The sequence below is a fragment of the Ruegeria sp. AL1 genome (assembly GCF_056540905.1).
In genome coordinates this window covers 208,363-226,345 of record NZ_JBQFXP010000007.1, presented here as the reverse complement: position 1 = coordinate 226,345, position 17,983 = coordinate 208,363, and the positions used below count along the sequence as shown (strand labels likewise).

Below are 17,983 nucleotides of genomic sequence, written 5' to 3'. Positions count from 1 at the left end.
CGGACGGTAGCGACAGGACCGCACATGGACAATCCCGAAAGGGCGCGCATAGTGCGGATCATGACACATAATTCCGATATCCTGATCGTAGGTGGCGGTCTGAATGGCCCGGCTCTGGCGCTGGCTTTGGCGCAGACGGGCCACACCGTTACAGTGATCGACGCATTGGCAGAAACGGTGCGCAAGAATGCCGCCTTCGACGGGCGCGCCTATGCGCTGGCTTTGGCTTCCAAACGCTTGCTGGACGCTGTCGGAATGTGGGAGCGGGTGGCTGATCACGCCCAGCCGATGTTGGAAATCAAGGTGACCGATGGTCATGCCGGAACAGGCCCATCCCCGTTTTTCATGCATTTCGACCATGCCGAGATCGAAGAAGGCCCGATGGGCTATATGGTCGAAGACCGCCACCTGCGCCGCGCCTTTCTGGATGCGATGGCTGCGGACAAGGCGATCACCCGGATCAGCGGCCGCACGGTGGTGGCACAAGAAAGCAACCCGACCGGCGTGACCTTGTCACTGGATGACGGGTCCTTGTTGGCCGGCGGCCTGCTGGTCGGGTGCGATGGCCGCCGCAGCGGCACCGCCGCGCGGGCGGGGATCAAACGCACCGGGTGGGATTATGGTCAGACCGCGCTGGTCTGTGCCATTGAACACGACCTGCCGCATCACGGCGTCGCGCACCAATTCTTCATGCCGCCCGGCCCATTGGCGATCCTGCCATTGACAGGCAATCGCAGCTCGATCGTCTGGAGCGAACGCACCGAGACGGCAGCCCGCATCAACGCCTTGCCCGAGGCAGACTACCTGCAAGTCCTTCGCCCGCGGTTTGGCGATTTTCTGGGTGATATCCGCCTGCAGGGGGACCGGTTTACCTACCCGCTGAACCTGACAATCGCCAATGCATTTATCGGCGCGCGGATGGCATTGGTGGGCGACGCCGCGCATGGAATGCACCCGATTGCAGGGCAAGGCCTGAATGCCGGTCTTCGCGATGTAGGCGCGCTGGCCGAGGTACTGACCCTGGCCGGACGCCGGGGCGAGGACATCGGATCGACCCTGGTACTGGAGCGTTATCAGGAGTGGCGCCGGTTCGATACTGCCGCCCTGGCCATGGCGACCGACGTGTTCAACAAGCTGTTCTCAAACGATAATCCGCTTCTTCGGATCGGGCGCGATATCGGAATGGGTGTTGTTGGCGCCCTGCCCGGCTTGCGGCGTGGTTTCGTGCGCGAGGCCGCCGGTCTGACCGGGGACCTGCCGAAACTGCTGCAGGGACGCGCGATTTAATCCAGCTCGCGCGCCTCATCGACCAACATGACCGGAATGCCATTGCGGATCGGAAATGCCAGACCCGCAGCTTTTGAAACCAGTTCCTGTCGCTCGGCATCGTAATGCAGTGTGGTGTGTGTCTGCGGGCAGATCAGCGCCTCAAGCATGTGCCGATCAAAGGCGGGTTCAGATGCGGTCATTGCAGTTTTTCCTCATTCGATCCGCCACGCATGGCAAATTCGATCAATGTGACCAGGGTTTCACGGCGAGTCCGCAGGCAAGGTGCCTCTAACAGGGCCTGTTTCTCTTCAGCGTCAAAATCCAGCAGCATCGACAACGAGTTCACCAGCAACTCATCATCGGCGTCTTTCATCGTGTCCCAGTCCGTTGCCAGCGACCGCGAGGAAAAGAAACGCTCGAGTAAATCCAGGAAACGACTACGGTCAAGCGCGTCATCAGTCTCAGCCTTGCCAAGGTCGCGGTCAAACCCGGCCCAGGACACGGCACAGCGCCGATATGGCGTGAAACTGTCCAACTCGGTGGTGACGCGGAACCGGGAAACGCCTGTCAGCGTGACCAGATACCGGCCATCCTCGGTCTCTGAAAACTGGGTCACGCGCCCGGCGCACCCAATCTGGTGCAGCTTGGTTTCGTCGCCCTGACAAGTGTTCGGCTGAACCATCCCGATCAGACGCTCGGGAGTTTTCAGCGCATCGTCCAGCATCTGCAGATACCTGGGTTCGAAAATATGCAATGGCAGCCTGGAACGCGGCAACAGCAGCGCCCCGGGCAATGGAAATACGGATACGGTTTCCGGCAGATCGGCGGGATGCATCATATACCCGAGTCTAGCTCTGTTCAGAATTTAGGCAAATATCATTGAGCTGAGTTTGCGACGTCCGTTCAGAACAATCGGATCGTTGGGCTTGAGTGCATCAAAGATGGTAAACAACTGCGCTTTGGCCGCACCGTCATTCCATTCACGGTCCCGACGGAACAAGTCCAGCAATTGCGCCACGGCCTCTTCCACGTCGCCATTCGCGTGCAGCGCCTGCGCCAGATCGAACCGGGCCTGGTGGTTGTCGGGGTCTGCCTCGACCGCTGCGGTCAGCTCGGCCACAGGGCCTGCATCAGCGGCCTGCTTTGCCAGCTCAAGCTGTGCATGGGCAGCTTCAACCTCGGTCGAGGTCGAAATCTCGGCAGGGGCACCGTTCAGAATCGCTTCGGCCTGCTCCAGATCACCCGAGGCGATATGCGCCCGCACCAGCCCCCCATACGCGGCAGGGTGGTTCGGATCTTCTCCAAGAATGGCGGCAAATGTCTGCGCCGCATCCACTGCGGCGCCTTCGGCCAACATATCTTCGGCCGCCTGAACGGCCTCATCCAGCTGACCACCCGGGCTTTCTCCACCTGCGGCTTCAATTACCCGGTCCACAAAAGCCTTGATTTCCGAGCCAGGCACTGCGCCCTGGAACCCGTCAACAGGTTGTCCTTTGAAAAAGGCGTAAACGGTGGGGATCGACTGCACGCGCAATTGCGACGCGATCATCTGCGCTTCGTCCACGTTGATCTTGACCATCTTCACCGCGCCCTTGGCGGCGGTCACGGCCTCTTCCAGCATGGGGCCCAGCGTCTTGCACGGGCCACACCATGGGGCCCAGAAATCAACGATGATCGGTGTTTCCTGCGACGCTTCGACCACGTCAGCCATAAAGGTGGCCTCGGATCCGTCCTTGATCAGGTCGGTGGTGTCAGGATTGGCTGCGCCGCTCAGAAGGTCCATTGGGTATCGTCTCCGGTTCGAACTTGCGCCTTATATGCAACCTCAAGCCGCGGAAACCAAGGGCAGAGTTGCGCAATTACAGATCGAATGTGGCGAAAACAGGGGCGTGGTCGCTGGGCTTTTCCCATCCGCGCGCGTCCCGCAGAACGCGACTGGAATGCCCGGCGTTGGAAATATCCGGCGTGGCCCACACGTGATCCAGCCGTCGCCCCTTGTCCGCCGCATCCCAATCGCGGGCCCGGTAAGACCACCAGCTGTAAAGCTGACCTTCCGGGATATCCTTGCGCGTGATATCGACCCAACCGCCTGCTTCCTGCGTTTCCGCGAGGGTGTCGACCTCAATCGGCGTATGCGAGACAACTTTGAGCAACTGCTTGTGTGACCACACATCATCTTCGCGCGGGGCGATGTTCAGGTCACCAACCAGAATGGACTTCTGCGGCGTCTCGGCATGGAACCAGTCGCGCATATCGGCCAGGTAATCGAGCTTCTGTCCGAATTTCTCGTTCACTTCACGATCCGGCACGTCGCCGCCTGCCGGGACGTAGAAATTGTGGACCGTTACGCCATTTTCCAAACGACCGGCGATGTGTCGGGCATGACCCAAACCTGCGAAGTCCTTGTCGCCGACCTCTTCCATAGGCAGGCGAGACAAGATGGCGACACCGTTATACCCCTTCTGACCCCGTGCGACCATGTGCGTGTAGCCAAGCGCCGCAAACCCTTCGGTCGGAATCTTCTCGACGGGCGACTTGCACTCTTGCAGGCAAAGGACGTCCGGAGCTTCTTCTTTTAATAATTTCAGAACGATAGGTTCGCGCAGACGGACCGAGTTGATGTTCCAGGTGGCAAGGGTGAAAGGCATAGTCGGTATTCCTCTGTCGCGATTGGCGCCACGTTAGCGTGGTGAACGAAAGGGGGCCATCGGAAAAAGAGACCCGCTGATCAAAGTCGCGAAACGCCAGATTTCAACAGAGCCTGCGCGTCATCGAATATCTCATCAACTATCTCGGCGGCCGGCATCACTTTTTGGACCAGCGAGACACCTTGCCCCGACCATAGTGACATTGCTTCGATATCGCCTTCCGTACCCGGCAACGGCGTGTAGCTTTGGTATCGCACCACGGCCTCTCCATCCGGTCGGTGGCCGATAACTTCCTGCTCGTTTGGGCGATATCCCGGCCCGGCAGAACCCGCGTCCCTCCAGCTCTGCGCTGTGGAATTTCGAAGCGCGCGATGCGGGGCTTGCGGCCATTTCACGTCATAGAGGTCATGATACCATTCGGTCTGTGTCTCGGTCGCCGTCAGGATGCGATTGCGATAGACCTCGTGAATTGTCGCCTCAGTGCTGGCCAGAAAACGCGTCCCAATCCAGACAGCCGACGCGCCGAGCATCAAAGCCGCCGCCATGCCGCGCCCATCCGCGATGCCTCCCGCAGCAACGACGGGGATCGAGACCGCGTCGGCTACGGCCGGAATCAGCGCCATAGTCGAAACCTGCCCCCAGACGTGACCGCCAGCTTCCCACCCTTGAGCGACGATGATGTCCGCACCGGCATCCTGAGCGATCCGGGCTTCTTCTGCGTTCCCGATACTGGCCATCACGACCAGACCGGCCTGCTTGGCCTTCGAAATCGCCGCAGGATCGTGCCCCCAGAACAGGGACACCGCATGAACCCGCTTGTCGATGCATACCTGAAGCTGATCTTCGAATGGAAAGCCAAGGTTCAGGTTGACCGCAAAATTCCGGTCAGTCAGCGCGCGTATCCGGTCAATCCCATGCGCGACCTGTTCCTCAGGTTTCCCCCACAAGGGGATGACACCGTACCCGCCTGCGTTACAGACAGCCGCGACAAGCTCGGGACCTGCCGCTCCGCCCATCGGGGCGGACAGGATGGGCTTTGTAACATTCAGCAAACTACAGATGTCATGTGCCAATTATTCGCCCTTTCGATGTAATGTGCTGAATTGGCACCGGTTCACCTGGACAAGTCAAGCCGTCGGGTAATTGGCATGATCCAAGGAATCCTGATGCAGACCTTCGTACCTCAAAAGAAAAAAGCCGGGCCATAAGGCCCGGCAGTCCAACAGGGAGGTACATGTCATGACCCGGACATGCACGGGTTAGGAACACCCTAAATATGTCTTCAATGTATCACTTTGATCCACATCAATCCACAACGATCAAGAGACCAAACGATATCCGCCGGATTCTGTGACCAAAAGGCGCGCATTGGATGGATCGGGTTCGATTTTCTGACGCAGGCGATAGATATGCGTCTCAAGAGTGTGCGTGGTCACGCCCGCATTGTAACCCCAGACCTCATGCAGCAGTACATCGCGGGCCACCACTCCATCGGTCGAACGGTAGAGAAACTTGAGAATGTTGGTCTCTTTCTCGGTCAGGCGAATCTTGCGCTCATCTTCGGTCATGAGCATTTTCATAGCCGGTTTGAAAGTGTACGGGCCCAGAACGAACACGGCATCTTCGGATTGCTCATGCTGGCGCAGCTGGGCGCGGATACGAGCCAAAAGAACCGGGAATTTGAACGGCTTAGGAACATAATCATTGGCACCAGCGTCCAGACCCAGGATCGTATCGGCGTCGCTGTCGTGGCCGGTCAGCATCAGGATGGGGCTTTTGACACCCTGTTTGCGCATCAGTCGGCACAGCTCGCGACCGTCTGTATCTGGCAGGCCTACGTCCAGAATGACCAGATCGTAAATCGCCTCGCGGGCACGTTCCATGGCGGATGATCCGTCCGACGCTTCGAAGACGTCAAAGTCCTCGGTCATCACAAGCTGCTCACTCAGCGCTTCGCGCAGATCCTCATCATCGTCTACCAGCAGGATTTTCTTAAGCTGTGCCATATCCGGTCCTCCTAAGCCTTTTCCACCACTTGCGTGCAAAAGACGCCATCAACAAGGTTTGCTGCAATGGTTTCACGCCCTCGTGTCTGAGACGGAGGAATTGTTTCACATTTCGCCCAGATCGCGGTAGGAGAAAGATCGAACGTTACAGGGTAACATGCATGAGCCTTTTTCCCGACATAACCGAATTGCTGGCCCGTGCCCGCGCGGACCTGCGCATGGGTGTTCCGGTTGTATTGACAGACGACAGTGGCACAAGTGTCCTGGCGCTGGCCTCAGAAACGCTCAGCCCGCAGCGGCTGGCTGATTTGCGCGGGCTTGGTGGCAACCCGGTCGTGGCCATCACGGTCAGGCGGGCAGAAACTCTGAAAGCACGCGCCTATGATGGTGATTTGGCGCGCATTGCGATTCCGGCAGAGGCAGATCACGCCTGGGTTAAGTCCGTGGCCGACCCATCCGATGACCTGAATTCTCCGATGAAGGGACCGCTCGTGTCCGAGCGTCAGGGCAGTGCAAACCTGCATCGCGTGGCGATTGCGCTGACAAAGTCGGCGCGCTTGCTTCCGGCCGCCATCGTTGCACCTGTCGAAAATGGTGCGGCATTTGCAGCGACCCATGGGCTGACCTGCATCGACCATTCCCGTGCGGCCCCACATCTGACGGACCGCAGCCCGCTGCACGCGATTGCTGCCGCGCGCCTACCGATGGATGTATCAGAGGCGGGGCGCTTGCATGTGTTTCGTCCAGAAGACGGGGGCGAAGAACACTATGCGGTAGAGGTTGGTCGCCCCGACCGCGACAAGCCCGTGCTTGCCCGCCTGCATTCGGCCTGTTTCACGGGTGATCTGATGGGCAGTCTGAAATGTGATTGTGGCCCGCAATTGCGTGGCGCATTGGCTCAGATGGGCACCGAAGGATCTGGTGTATTGCTGTATCTGAACCAGGAAGGGCGCGGGATCGGGCTTGCCAACAAGATGCGCGCCTATTTTCTTCAGGATCAGGGCTTTGACACGGTTGAAGCCAACCACCGGCTGGGTTTTGAAGACGATGAGCGCGATTTCCGGCTGGGGTCTGATATCCTCAAGTCACTCGGGTTCAATTCGGTTCGGTTGCTGACCAATAACCCGGCCAAGATCGCCATGATGGAGCGCACGGGAATCGCAGTGACCCAGCGCGTGCCCCTGAAAGTTGGCGAAACCGCGCATAATCGGGGGTATCTGGCGACCAAAGCCGCGAAGTCGGGCCATCTGTTGTGACATCAGCCGATTTGGTCCTGACGCCACGTGGTGTAAGGTTTCTTGGACGTATCTTCCCATGTGTGATTGGAAAGGGCGGCGTGCGTGCCGAAAAGTCAGAAGGTGACGGCGCAACGCCAGCCGGAACCCATCGGATCGTTGGAACGCTGTATCGTGCCGACCGCATGGCTTGCCCGAACACCTGGGCCAGCCCCATTGGTCCCGGCGATTTATGGTCGGATGATTCAGAAGACGCAGCTTATAACCACCGGGTGCCGGCCCCTTATCACGGCAGTCACGAACGCTTGCGCCGCGCCGATCCCCTGTATGATTTGGTTCTGGTCACGGACTGGAACTGGCCGAACGCGGTTGCGGGGCGCGGCTCTGCCATTTTTCTGCATCAATGGCGTCGACCGGGGTATCCCACCGAGGGCTGTGTGGCCTTCCGGCGCGACCATCTGCTCTGGATCGCGCAACGCATCGTGCCCGGTTCGCGCCTGATTATTCCTGAGGTTTGACCCGCGCGCCGAATATGGCGGACCCGACCCGAATATGCGTCGCGCCCAGCGCAATCGCAGTCTCGAAATCGCTGCTCATCCCCATGGACAGTCCGTCCAGACCGTTGCGAGCCGCGATCTTTGCCAGCAACGCGAAATGCAACGCCGGTTCTTCCGCGACAGGGGGAATACACATTAGACCACACACCGGCAGGTCCAATGCGCGGCATTCGCCAACAAACCCATCGGCGTCTGCAGGCATGATGCCCGCCTTTTGCTCCTCCTCGCCGGTATTGACCTGAATGAACAGATCCGGGCACGCGCCAATCTCTTGCGCGAGGCGGGCGAGGGTCTTAGCCAGTTTTGGACGGTCCACGGAGTGAATGGAATCACATAGTTCCATGGCCTGCCGGACCTTGTTGGTCTGGAGGGGCCCGATCAAATGCAGATCAATGCCGGAATACCGGCTTCGGAAATCGGGCCATTTGCCCACGGCTTCTTGCACGCGGTTTTCTCCGAAACAGCGATGACCCTGCTGCAAAACGGCCTCGACCCGCTCATTCGGCTGCACTTTTGAGACGGCAATCAACTTGACCGAGCCCGCAGCCCGATCAGCAGTGGCTTCGGCTTGGGCGATGCGGTTTTTGATGTCTTGCAGGGGCATGGGACCTCTTGGTTCAGTGCTAAGCGCAGAAAAACACCATGTCGGCCCAAAAGAAAAGGGCAGGTCCGAAGACCTGCCCTAAAAGCTTGTAGTTCAGATCAACTTAGAAGTTGAAGACCACACCGAAGTCGGCCTGAACAGTATCGTCGGTACCATCGTCGGTGTTACCAACACCACCGGCCAGCGATACACCGCCACCCAGATCGTAGGTTGCGCCGATACCATACTGCTGGTTGTCGTCGTCGCCGCTACCGTCGCCGTATGCAGCGATCAGAGTGGTTGCTGCGCCCAGGTTGTAGGCGACAGACAGACCCCAAACGGTACCGTCGTTGTCGGAAGTGGTGGATTCAGTTTCGTCGTCACCAACCAGAGCGGTTACGTTCCAGTCGCCGAAGTCAGCGCCCAGAGTGAACAGCAGCAGGCTTGGGTCGTCGCCACCACCAGAGGAGTCGGTTTCACCGTAAGCGATAGCTGCCGTGATGTTGTTGAACGCGTAGCTAAAGCTGATATCCCACTGGTCAGCACCGCTCAGAGCGGCATTGCCGTTTTCTGTGGTGTTCTGGTCATACGACGCACCAAAGGCAAAATCGCCAATTGCGTACTGGAAGAACACAGCGTTTGCGCCTGCACCGGTCGACGAGAAGGCCAGGAAGTCATAATCGATCGCAGAAGTCTGACCGATGAAGCTTTCCAGACCCGGCTCGTTACCACCGCGGTTCGGCAAGTTGTCAAAGGCACCCGAGACGTTGCCCGCGTCAACACGCAGACCGCCGTAGATAACCGAGAAACGTGCGCCGCTCAGCTCAGCCGCGTCGGCTTCGCCGGTGCCGCTGTCTTCGTTTGCTTCCAGGCGAACACGCGCCGAGAACTGAACACCGCCATCGGTTTCCGCGTCGCCGTCCAGGTTCAGACGGAAGCGCGAGATCAGGATGGTGTCGTCGATGTTGTTGTTGGTGTCGGAACGATCTTCCTCATAACCAATACCAAAGCGACCAAAGCCGCTGAACTTGATATCAGCCGATGCCATGCTTGCAGTCGCCAGCAGGGCAGTCGTTGCGAAGAGAACTTTTTTCATCTTGTTTCCCTCGGTTTCAAACATTTTTTACTCGAGACGTGTTAGGCACATGTCTCAGCACGGACATCGTTTCGCTCTTTTTGCCCCCTTGGCGCAAGGTCGGCATAAGAACCGTGCCGTCATTCGGGTTGGATTGGTGCAAGGATGCCACAGTAATATCGGGGCCGATCCTGCCGCGCGGTTCACTTCCATATGCAAAGAATTGACTTGTCGCACCACAGGTCCTTGTCTAGGAGTATTCGCGACCGTTCATGACAGGCGATACAGGACATGCTGAAAACCCGCCCACAGACGATTCTGGCATTGATTGCAGCAGCGGCTTTAGCATCAGCTTGCGGAAGCCCCCCTCCGGGTGATGCCAGCCGATTGACTTCAGATGGCAGCGGAACCCTGGAACGTGAACTAAACGAGCCCGACCGGGCGACAATCTGGGATGTGTTCGGACCAAACAACTCGGAACAGGTGACTCAGGTCAATCGGTATCTGTGGACCGCTTCGCTGGACGTTCTGAATTTCCTTCCGGTTGAAGAGGTTGATCCCTTTACTGGTGTGATTCTGACGGGTTACGGGCGACCGCCCGGTGGTGGGCGTCAATATCGTGCCACCGTCCATATCAGCGATCCGGCCCTAGCCGCGCGGTCACTGTCGGTCTCGTTGCAAACCAACGGAGGCGCACCGGTCAGCGCCGCAACCACCCGCGCGGTCGAGGATGCGATTCTGTCCCGTGCCCGCCAGTTGCGCATTGCGGACAACAGGCTCTAGCCACCCGCCGAAAATCACAATATTACCACGCCGGGCTCTGTCCCGGCGTTTTCATTCACGAAGGACCGCACGATGTCGCGCTACTCGGCCACCGAAATCGAAGCAAAATGGCAAGAGGCCTGGGACAAGGCCGGGATTTTCAACGCCAACCACAAGGCGGATAAGCCGAAATACTACGTGCTTGAGATGTTCCCCTACCCGTCGGGGCGCATTCATATGGGGCATGTGCGCAACTACACGATGGGTGACGTGATCGCGCGGCACAAGCTGGCGACGGGTCACAACGTGCTGCACCCGATGGGCTGGGATGCCTTTGGAATGCCTGCGGAAAACGCGGCGATGGCCATCGGCGGCCACCCCAAGGACTGGACTTATGGCAACATCGCCGACATGCGCGGGCAGATGAAGCCACTGGGCCTGTCCATCGACTGGTCGCGTGAGTTTGCCACCTGTGATCCCGAATATTACGGCCAGCAGCAGGCTTTGTTTCTGGATATGCTTGAGGCCGGTTTGGTCTATCGCAAGAACGCCGTGGTGAACTGGGACCCGGTCGACATGACTGTTCTGGCCAATGAACAGGTGGAAAACGGGCGCGGTTGGCGCTCGGGTGCTTTGGTGGAACGGCGCGAGCTGACGCAGTGGTTCTTCAAGATTTCCGACTATTCCGAAGAACTGCTCGACGCGCTGGACACGCTGGAGAACTGGCCCGCCAAGGTGCGGCTGATGCAAGAAAACTGGATCGGCAAGTCGCGCGGGTTACAGTTTTCCTTTGACCGCACCGATGGGGGCGAACCGATTACCGTCTATACGACTCGCCCCGATACGCTGCTGGGCGCGTCTTTTGTCGGCATCTCGCCAGATCATCCGATTGCCAAACAGCTTGAGGCGGAAAACGCCGAAGTCGCTGAATTCGTGGCCGAATGCCGCAAGGGCGGCACCACCGAAGAGGCCATCGAAACTGCTGAAAAACTGGGCTATGACACCGGCATCACCGTCAAACACCCGCTGGACCCGAATTGGGAACTGCCAGTCTGGATCGCCAATTTCATCCTGATGGATTACGGCACTGGCGCGATCTTTGCCTGCCCGGCCCATGACCAGCGCGACCTGGATTTCTGCCGCAAATACGGTTTGCCCGTGGTGGATACCTTCTTTGCGCTGGACGATGACACCCCGGTCGACAAGATCGCTTTCGTTCCACCGAAGACCGAGAAAGTCCGTTGGGTGAATCACTTCGCCGGGCTGACCGAGGCCACCGGCGACGAGGCCATCAACGCTACCGTCGATTTCGCCGAAAAGGCTGGTTGGGGCGAAGGCGTCACCAAGTATCGCCTGCGTGACTGGGGCCTCAGCCGCCAGCGCTATTGGGGCTGCCCGATTCCCGTGGTGCATTGCGACACATGCGGCGTGGTGCCCGAGAAGAAAGAAAACCTGCCGGTTCGCCTGCCCGACGACGTTACCTTTGACAAACCGGGCAACCCGCTCGACCGTCACCCGACCTGGCGTGACTGCGCCTGCCCGAAATGCGGTGCTCCGGCCAAGCGTGAAACCGACACGATGGACACGTTCGTCGATTCGTCCTGGTATTTCGCCCGCTTCACCGCCCCACGCGCCGAAACGCCGACCGATCTGGCCGAGGCTGAATACTGGATGAATGTGGACCAGTATATCGGCGGGATCGAGCATGCGATTCTGCACCTGCTCTATTCCCGGTTCTTCGCGCGGGCGATGAACATCACCGGCCACCTGCCGCAAAAGGCCATTGAGCCGTTCAATGCGCTGTTCACGCAGGGCATGGTGACGCATGAGATTTATCAGACCCGCGACACCAATGGCCGCCCGGTCTATCACCTGCCCGAGGATGTGATCGACGGCAAACTAGCCGACGGCACCGAGGTCGAGATCATCCCTTCGGCCAAAATGTCGAAATCGAAGAAAAACGTGGTGGACCCGGTCAGCATCATCTCAGCCTTTGGGGCAGATACCGCCCGATGGTTCGTCCTCTCCGATTCGCCGCCCGAGCGGGACGTGGAATGGACAGCATCGGGGGCCGAGGCTGCGTTCAAGCATCTCAGCCGCGTGCATCGCATCGCGTCGGAAATCGCCGAATCGGACGCCCCGGCCAATGCCGAGGATGAAACCCTACTGCGTGAGATGCACAAGGCGATCCATGATGTGTCGGGCGGTGTTGAATCCTTTGGCTTCAACGCCTCTATCGCCAAGCTTTACGCGTTTACCAACACGCTGGCCAAATCCAAAGCCGGGACGGACGCCAAACGTCAGGCGGCCAAAACGCTGGCTCAGCTGATGTCACCGATGACCCCGCACCTATCCGAAGAACTCTGGCACCTGCTGGGCGGCGAAGGTCTGGTGGCGACCGCCCCCTGGCCGGTTGCGGATGAGGCGATGCTGGTCGACGATACCGTCACCCTGCCGATCCAGATCAACGGCAAGCGCCGGGCCGAAATCAACGTGCCAATGGAAATGGACAAGGCCGAGGTTGAAAAAATCGCGCTCAGCACCGAAGCTGTGCAAAGGGCGCTGGATGGAGCCGCGCCCAAGAAAGTGATCGTAGTTCCGGGCCGGATCGTGAATGTCGTCGTTTGATCGCAGAACCCTGTTGTTGATGCCGCTGGCGCTGGCCGCCTGCGGTTTTCAGCCGGTGTATGCCCCGGATGGGACAGGAACCGCGCTGGACGGGCGGGTGGCCGTTTCGCAGCTTAACACCGCCGAAGGATTTCTGCTGGTCCAGAACCTGGAGCGTCAGCTGGGGCGCAGCGCCTCGTCAGGCGAAGATTACCAGTTGGATGTGCGCGTCTCGACCACGACACGATCCGCCGCAATCACCACATCGAACGAAACCAACCGATATACGATTGATGGCCGGGCCACATATGCGCTGAAGTCCAATGAAACCGGACAGGTCGTAACATCCGGTGCCGTGGCCGATTTCGTGGCCTTTTCAGCCGCCGGATCAACCGTATCCACGCTGGCGGATGAGCGGGACGCCATCGAACGGCTGATGGTGATTCTGTCGGACCAGATCGTAACGCGGCTATTCACCACTCCGGATTTGGCCGCATGAAGCTGAGCCCGCGTGAGGCGGATGGGTATTTTGCCAAACCGGACCCGAACAAGACGGGGCTGTTAATCTATGGTGCCGACGCCATGCGCGTCGCCCTGAAACGCCAACAGGTGCTTGCCGCGTTGCTTGGCCCCGGCGCCGACGAGGAAATGCGCCTGACCCGCATTCCGGGCAGCGAACTCCGTGGCGATCCCGCGATGTTGTTGGATGCGGTCAAGGCCGTCGGTTTTTTCCCGGGCCCCCGCGCGGTCTTTGTGGAAGAGGCGACTGACACGGCGGCCCCCTCCATCATCAGCGCCTTGCAGGACTGGTCTGCTGGTGACGCGCAGATCATTGTCACTGCCGGTCAGTTGAAACCCAGCTCGAAAATACGCAAAGCGTTTGAATCGCATGCAGATGCATTTGCGGTCGGCATCTATGACGATCCGCCCTCGCGCGCCGAGGTTGAGCGAATTCTGGCGCAGGCGGGGTTGCAGAACATACCCCGCGATTCCATGGCATCACTGTCAGAACTGGCGCTTGCGCTCAGCCCCGGTGATTTCACGCAAACCATCGAAAAACTGTCGCTGTATAAACGCGGTGACACCACAGAGCTGACCCTTGAGGATTTTGATGCCTGCGCCCCACGCTCGACCGAGGCGGCGCTGGATGACGTGCTGAATGTCGTGGCCGAAGGTCGCGCCGCCGAAATCGGCCCGCTGATGCGACGCCTTCAGGCGCAGGGTACCAATGCGGTGACATTATGCATCGGGGCGACCCGGCATTTTCGCACGCTCTATGCCTGCGCGTCCCATCCGGGAGGCGCCGCGCAGGGGATCGGATCGCTGCGGCCTCCGGTCTACGGCAAACGCCGCGACCGGGTTTTGCGACAGGCTCAGGGCTGGGGGCCCGCCAAGCTGCAGACCGCATTGACGGTTCTCACAGATACGGATCTGTCTCTGCGCTCGGCTGGCCAGACAGCCCCTGCGATGGCGTTGGTCGAACGTGCCATGATCCGTCTGGCGATGCTGGCCCGGTCTCGCTAATCAGCCGCGTAAGGTTTGCAGATCCAGCCAGTGTGCGGCCGAACGCCCGGCCCAACGCCCGGTGGCCAAACAGGCAGTCAGCAGATAACCACCGGTCGGAGCCTCCCAGTCCAGCATTTCCCCGGCGCAGAAAACGCCGGGGACGGATTTGAGCATCAACCCCTCATCCACGGCCGCACGCGCAACACCACCGGCGGTCGAGATCGCCTCATCCATCGGGCGTAGTTTCGCACCGAGAACTGGAAGCTGTTTCAGCGCCATAACTCTGGTGGGCGTCGACACTGAAGACTGTTTTACCATCTCATGAAACAGCGCGATCTTCTGAGGCGGCAGTTTCAACGACTTCTTCATCCACTGCGAAAGCGTGGTTTTCGGATTTTTGGCACTGAATCGCGATTGCAAAACCGCGACATCCAGATCAGGCAGCAAATCGACGTAAAGTTCAGCTCCTGCACGCAGAGCCGGGGTCAGGGAATACAGCCCGCCGCCCTCCAATCCGGTCGCAGAGATCGTCGCTTCACCTCGGCTTTCCACGTCGCCAGCCATCCAGCGCACCGATTTCAGCGCTGCACCTAAATGGGGGTGCATATGATCGTTCCATTCGACGGACACTGCGGAATTGGACGGGGCAAACGGTGTCAGGTCGATGCCTTTACCTGTCAGATGTGCCGCCCACTCGCCATCCGCGCCCAACCGTGCCCAACTGGCACCACCCAATGCCAGAACAGTTGCGGCGGGACGAAGATCCTGCACGCCGTCCGGCGTTTCAAAACGTAGGGCCGCACCATGCCAACCTTGCCAGCGCCACCGTGTTCGAATCTGGACGCCGGACCGATCCAGACGCCCCAACCACGCACGCAACAAAGGCGAGGCTTTCATCACCTCGGGAAACACGCGCCCGGTCGAACCGACAAACAAATCCTGCCCCAGATCGCGCGCCCAGTGCTGAACGCCTTGTGCGTCCATCTCGGAAATGATCGGGCGCAACCAGTCCGCCGCATCGCCATAAGCGGTCATCAGCGTTTCAAACGCTTCATTTTTGGTCAGATTGAGGCCCGACTTACCCGCCATCAGAAACTTGCGCGCAACGGATGGCTTGGCTTCGGCCACCAGAACCTCGTGCCCGGCACGGGACAGCTGTTCAGCCGCCATCAGCCCCGCCGGACCTGCTCCGATCACTACCGCTTGCGCCACTTTATCCCCCTTGAATCGCCCATGTAACAGCGCGAGATTACTGCCATGTCGGCAAGCAGTGATCCGATCTGTCCGCTTTGCGACCGCCCAATCCCGGATGGGGGCGGCAGCCTGCACCATCTGATCCCAAAACTCAAAGGAGGCAAGGGCGGCCCAACCGTTTTGCTACACCAGATCTGCCACAAAGAGGTCCACGCCACCCTGACCGAGGCGGAACTGGCGCGCAGTTTTCACACAGTCGAGGCCCTACGTGCGCATCCTCGGCTGAAAAAATTCCTGGCCTGGGTGCGCAAACGCCCACCGGGGTTTCGCTCGAAAGTTTCCGGCAAACGCCGCGGGCGCTGATCACACAGGCAGAACCGGGTCGCCGGATGGGTCAGTTTGCGCGTATTCCAAGCCCTCGATCTCGATCCCCCGATAGTCGGGGACAGCGGCAAAGCTGGCATCGGCGATGTGCTGAAACTCCAGCGTCGTATAGGGGCGTTTCCACAGCCATTCCCGGTTGTCCACCGACCACAGATCCGGATTGGGCGGTGTATCATCAGTGAAAGCATAGAAATGCAGGTCAAACCCAAAATCCGCCACGTCCTGCATCGACAAAAGACGCATCCCAAGCGCACGGCAATGGGTGTCTTCAAGCGCGATATCGCCCGTGCGCAACGTGATCTGGCCGATGCGCGCCTCGGCGAAGGGTGCATTCGGGTCGGCCGCGTTTTCGGGCCTGTTGTCTTCGAAGTCATGTTGCAGCAACTCGATGACAAACCCCTCGGGATCGCTGAGATGGCACATATAGCCGATGTCCCGGAACTGCCGCGGAGCGCTGACCGCCACCCCCTGTTGCCGCAGACGCGTCACCGCCAGATCGACATCCGGCACCGTAACGCCGATCTTCCAATACCGCTGCCCCTGGTCATGATGGTAACCGCCGCCGCCGGGCATCAGCAGCAGGTCGGCGTCCCGTCCGGGGTAGCCGACATACCGGTTTTGGCCGTCCGCACGTATCTGCATACCCAGTGAGTCGCGATAAAACGCGGCCAATGTGTCAGGATCGGCCACGCGCAGGCGCACTGTTGCCAACCTCATGAACACAGCTCCGCGATGCCTTTGGCGATCTGCGGATCGGCCGCCAGACTGTCGGCTACCAAATCGTGCGCCGTCTGCATCAGTTGACCGGGCTCGACCACGCGGTCCACCAGACCAAAGGCAAAGGCTTCGTCAGCCGTGATTTTCTGCCCTGCCATCAGAATCAGGCGCGTGCGCGCCGGGCCGATCAGCGCTGCCATTCGCTTGGGATCAGACGGTTGCGGCAGGAATCCCAGCTTCATCACCGGATAAAAAATTTTGGCCGTCGGCACCGCAATGCGCAGATCACATGCCAAGACCATGCCGTTGGCGCCACCCGCCAGCGTACCGTTCAATGCAGCAACGGTCAGGCAAGGCAGTGCCGCAATCGCACCGGACAGCTGCTCCCACAAGTCCGAGGTCGCCAGCCCCGCCCGGGCCTCATCAAGGTCAGCCCCGGCGCTGAATACCCGACCTGCGCCGGTCAGGATCAGAGCCCGCGCGTCGGTGGCATCCTCAGCAATGCGCACCAGCTCGGACAACATGGCCTCGGTCAGCGCGTTGGCCTTGTCCGGGTTGTTGAGCGTAACGGTCCACAACCCGTACTCTTGCGTCAGATCAATCACGTCAGGCCGACGCGCTTGCGGATATCGTCCAGCCGCAGCTTGATTTCGCCGCCCAGAAATTCATCCGAGTCCTGCGAACACATCCACAGCAAGGCGCGCGCGGGCCAGTCAGGCGGGATGTGGTCTTCCCAATCCAGCTGGCTGACCGGATTGATACCACTCGTCTTGATCACGCGCTGCATTTCCGTGGCCACGGTGCCGGGTGACAGGCCCATAGCCCGGATGCCGTTATGCGCCTCTTCAAGATGGAGACATTCGGTCAGCATCTTTGCGCCAGCCTTGGAGGCGCAATAGTGGCTCCAGGCTTCGATCGCGTTGGAAGCCGCACCGGAGGACACGGTCAACACGGTACCCCCGCCTGCCGCGCGCATGATCGGCAATGCCGCGCGCATGCCGTAGAACACGCCTTTTAGGTTGATATCGATGGCCTTGCTCCAGGCCCCGGCATCGGCGTTGGACAGATGAAAGATCGGATCGATCACGCCTGCATTCCCGATCAGTACATCCAGGCCGCCGAACCGCGCCACGCAATCGGCGACAACCTGTTCGACTTGCGTAAAATCACTGACATCACAGGCCAGTGCAATGGCGTTATCCCCCAGCGCTGCGGCCAGCGCATCGATCTGATTCCGGCTGCGCGCCACCAGCGCAACATTGGCACCGGCTGCGGCAAAAACGCGCCCGGCCTCGGCCCCGATGCCACGGCTGGCCCCGGTGATCAGTACTGTTTTTCCTTGCATATTCATCGGCGATTTCTCCGGATTTGACGTTGCTTCAAGTGGTAACGTGCAAATGGGGAAATGGTCCACCCCTTGCCCCTTGACGATACCCGCCG

20 protein-coding genes are annotated in these 17,983 nt (G+C 59.7%); 8 read left to right on the top strand and 12 right to left on the bottom strand.

The window, feature by feature from the left end; translation table 11 throughout:
- Nucleotides 1-60: 60 nt before the first annotated feature.
- Nucleotides 61-1,287 carry an FAD-dependent monooxygenase gene (locus tag ACRZ9X_RS13210; RefSeq protein ID WP_480519557.1) on the top strand — a complete coding sequence of 409 codons (1,227 nt, stop codon included), beginning with the start codon at nucleotides 61-63 and terminating at the stop codon, nucleotides 1,285-1,287.
- Here the strand turns inward: ACRZ9X_RS13210 and ACRZ9X_RS13205 are convergent.
- The 6 genes from ACRZ9X_RS13205 to ACRZ9X_RS13180 form a co-directional block, all read right to left on the bottom strand.
- Nucleotides 1,284-1,469: a Trm112 family protein gene (locus tag ACRZ9X_RS13205; protein WP_480519555.1), complete on the bottom strand. Its 186-nt coding sequence runs from the start codon at nucleotides 1,467-1,469 to the stop codon at nucleotides 1,284-1,286. The two genes, ACRZ9X_RS13210 and ACRZ9X_RS13205, sit on opposite strands and share 4 nt — an antisense overlap.
- A complete protein-coding gene (locus ACRZ9X_RS13200; RefSeq protein WP_480519553.1) occupies nucleotides 1,466-2,107 on the bottom strand; it encodes an LON peptidase substrate-binding domain-containing protein in 642 nt (213 codons plus the stop codon). Before ACRZ9X_RS13200 ends, ACRZ9X_RS13205 begins: the two co-directional genes overlap by 4 nt.
- Nucleotides 2,108-2,134: 27 nt before the next feature.
- Nucleotides 2,135-3,052: a thioredoxin gene (gene trxA / locus ACRZ9X_RS13195; RefSeq protein ID WP_480519551.1), complete on the bottom strand. Its 918-nt coding sequence runs from the start codon at nucleotides 3,050-3,052 to the stop codon at nucleotides 2,135-2,137.
- Nucleotides 3,053-3,128: 76 nt separating this feature from the next.
- The gene (locus ACRZ9X_RS13190) at nucleotides 3,129-3,917 is read right to left on the bottom strand and encodes an exodeoxyribonuclease III (RefSeq protein WP_480519549.1); all 789 of its coding nucleotides are present in this window, start codon (nucleotides 3,915-3,917) and stop codon (nucleotides 3,129-3,131) included.
- An 80-nt stretch (nucleotides 3,918-3,997) separates the two neighbouring features.
- Nucleotides 3,998-4,990, bottom strand: coding sequence for an NAD(P)H-dependent flavin oxidoreductase (locus ACRZ9X_RS13185; RefSeq protein ID WP_480519547.1), 993 nt, complete (start codon nucleotides 4,988-4,990; stop codon nucleotides 3,998-4,000).
- Nucleotides 4,991-5,236: 246 nt separating this feature from the next.
- On the bottom strand, nucleotides 5,237-5,923 hold the full coding sequence (locus tag ACRZ9X_RS13180) for a response regulator transcription factor (protein WP_480519545.1): 687 nt from the start codon (nucleotides 5,921-5,923) through the stop codon (nucleotides 5,237-5,239).
- 161 nt (nucleotides 5,924-6,084) lie between these two features.
- On the opposite strand from ACRZ9X_RS13180, the gene ribA reads away from it, so the two are divergent.
- Nucleotides 6,085-7,179 carry a GTP cyclohydrolase II gene (gene ribA, locus ACRZ9X_RS13175; protein ID WP_480519543.1) on the top strand — a complete coding sequence of 365 codons (1,095 nt, stop codon included), beginning with the start codon at nucleotides 6,085-6,087 and terminating at the stop codon, nucleotides 7,177-7,179.
- Nucleotides 7,176-7,676 (top strand): L,D-transpeptidase family protein, encoded by a 501-nt coding sequence (locus tag ACRZ9X_RS13170; protein WP_480519541.1) that lies wholly within the window; start codon nucleotides 7,176-7,178, stop codon nucleotides 7,674-7,676. Before ribA ends, ACRZ9X_RS13170 begins: the two co-directional genes overlap by 4 nt.
- Here ACRZ9X_RS13170 and ACRZ9X_RS13165 read toward each other — a convergent pair.
- Both ACRZ9X_RS13165 and ACRZ9X_RS13160 read right to left on the bottom strand, forming a co-directional pair.
- Nucleotides 7,660-8,319 (bottom strand): YggS family pyridoxal phosphate-dependent enzyme, encoded by a 660-nt coding sequence (locus ACRZ9X_RS13165; protein ID WP_480519539.1) that lies wholly within the window; start codon nucleotides 8,317-8,319, stop codon nucleotides 7,660-7,662. The two genes, ACRZ9X_RS13170 and ACRZ9X_RS13165, sit on opposite strands and share 17 nt — an antisense overlap.
- A 103-nt stretch (nucleotides 8,320-8,422) precedes the next feature.
- The gene (locus ACRZ9X_RS13160) at nucleotides 8,423-9,394 is read right to left on the bottom strand and encodes a porin (protein WP_480519537.1); all 972 of its coding nucleotides are present in this window, start codon (nucleotides 9,392-9,394) and stop codon (nucleotides 8,423-8,425) included.
- A 270-nt stretch (nucleotides 9,395-9,664) separates the two neighbouring features.
- Here ACRZ9X_RS13160 and ACRZ9X_RS13155 point away from each other — a divergent pair, with 270 nt between their 5' ends.
- The 4 genes from ACRZ9X_RS13155 to holA all read left to right on the top strand — a co-directional run bounded on the left by ACRZ9X_RS13155 (nucleotide 9,665) and on the right by holA (nucleotide 14,266).
- Nucleotides 9,665-10,156 (top strand): DUF3576 domain-containing protein, encoded by a 492-nt coding sequence (locus tag ACRZ9X_RS13155; RefSeq protein WP_480519535.1) that lies wholly within the window; start codon nucleotides 9,665-9,667, stop codon nucleotides 10,154-10,156.
- Between the two features lie 72 nt (nucleotides 10,157-10,228).
- Nucleotides 10,229-12,763, top strand: coding sequence for a leucine--tRNA ligase (gene leuS, locus ACRZ9X_RS13150; protein WP_480519533.1), 2,535 nt, complete (start codon nucleotides 10,229-10,231; stop codon nucleotides 12,761-12,763).
- The gene (lptE, locus tag ACRZ9X_RS13145; RefSeq protein ID WP_480519531.1) at nucleotides 12,750-13,241 is read left to right on the top strand and encodes an LPS assembly lipoprotein LptE; all 492 of its coding nucleotides are present in this window, start codon (nucleotides 12,750-12,752) and stop codon (nucleotides 13,239-13,241) included. Before leuS ends, lptE begins: the two co-directional genes overlap by 14 nt.
- Complete coding sequence (gene holA, locus ACRZ9X_RS13140; RefSeq protein WP_480519529.1) at nucleotides 13,238-14,266, top strand: DNA polymerase III subunit delta; 1,029 nt, start codon at nucleotides 13,238-13,240, stop codon at nucleotides 14,264-14,266. Before lptE ends, holA begins: the two co-directional genes overlap by 4 nt.
- Here holA and ACRZ9X_RS13135 read toward each other — a convergent pair whose 3' ends face one another.
- The gene (locus tag ACRZ9X_RS13135; RefSeq protein ID WP_480519527.1) at nucleotides 14,267-15,460 is read right to left on the bottom strand and encodes a TIGR03862 family flavoprotein; all 1,194 of its coding nucleotides are present in this window, start codon (nucleotides 15,458-15,460) and stop codon (nucleotides 14,267-14,269) included.
- Nucleotides 15,461-15,505: 45 nt separating this feature from the next.
- On the opposite strand from ACRZ9X_RS13135, the gene ACRZ9X_RS13130 reads away from it, so the two are divergent.
- A complete protein-coding gene (locus ACRZ9X_RS13130; protein WP_480519525.1) occupies nucleotides 15,506-15,805 on the top strand; it encodes an HNH endonuclease in 300 nt (99 codons plus the stop codon).
- On the opposite strand, the gene ACRZ9X_RS13125 is transcribed toward ACRZ9X_RS13130, so the two are convergent.
- Genes ACRZ9X_RS13125 through ACRZ9X_RS13115 form a run of 3 tightly spaced genes read right to left on the bottom strand, consistent with a single transcriptional unit; the run spans nucleotide 15,806 to nucleotide 17,894 of the window.
- Complete coding sequence (locus ACRZ9X_RS13125) at nucleotides 15,806-16,543, bottom strand: VOC family protein (RefSeq protein ID WP_480519523.1); 738 nt, start codon at nucleotides 16,541-16,543, stop codon at nucleotides 15,806-15,808. It abuts the gene before it with no gap.
- Nucleotides 16,540-17,148 (bottom strand): enoyl-CoA hydratase/isomerase family protein, encoded by a 609-nt coding sequence (locus tag ACRZ9X_RS13120; protein WP_480519521.1) that lies wholly within the window; start codon nucleotides 17,146-17,148, stop codon nucleotides 16,540-16,542. Before ACRZ9X_RS13120 ends, ACRZ9X_RS13125 begins: the two co-directional genes overlap by 4 nt.
- Nucleotides 17,145-17,894: an SDR family oxidoreductase gene (locus ACRZ9X_RS13115; RefSeq protein WP_480519659.1), complete on the bottom strand. Its 750-nt coding sequence runs from the start codon at nucleotides 17,892-17,894 to the stop codon at nucleotides 17,145-17,147. The genes ACRZ9X_RS13120 and ACRZ9X_RS13115 overlap by 4 nt, the downstream gene beginning before the upstream one ends.
- Between the last annotated feature and the right edge of the window lie 89 nt (nucleotides 17,895-17,983).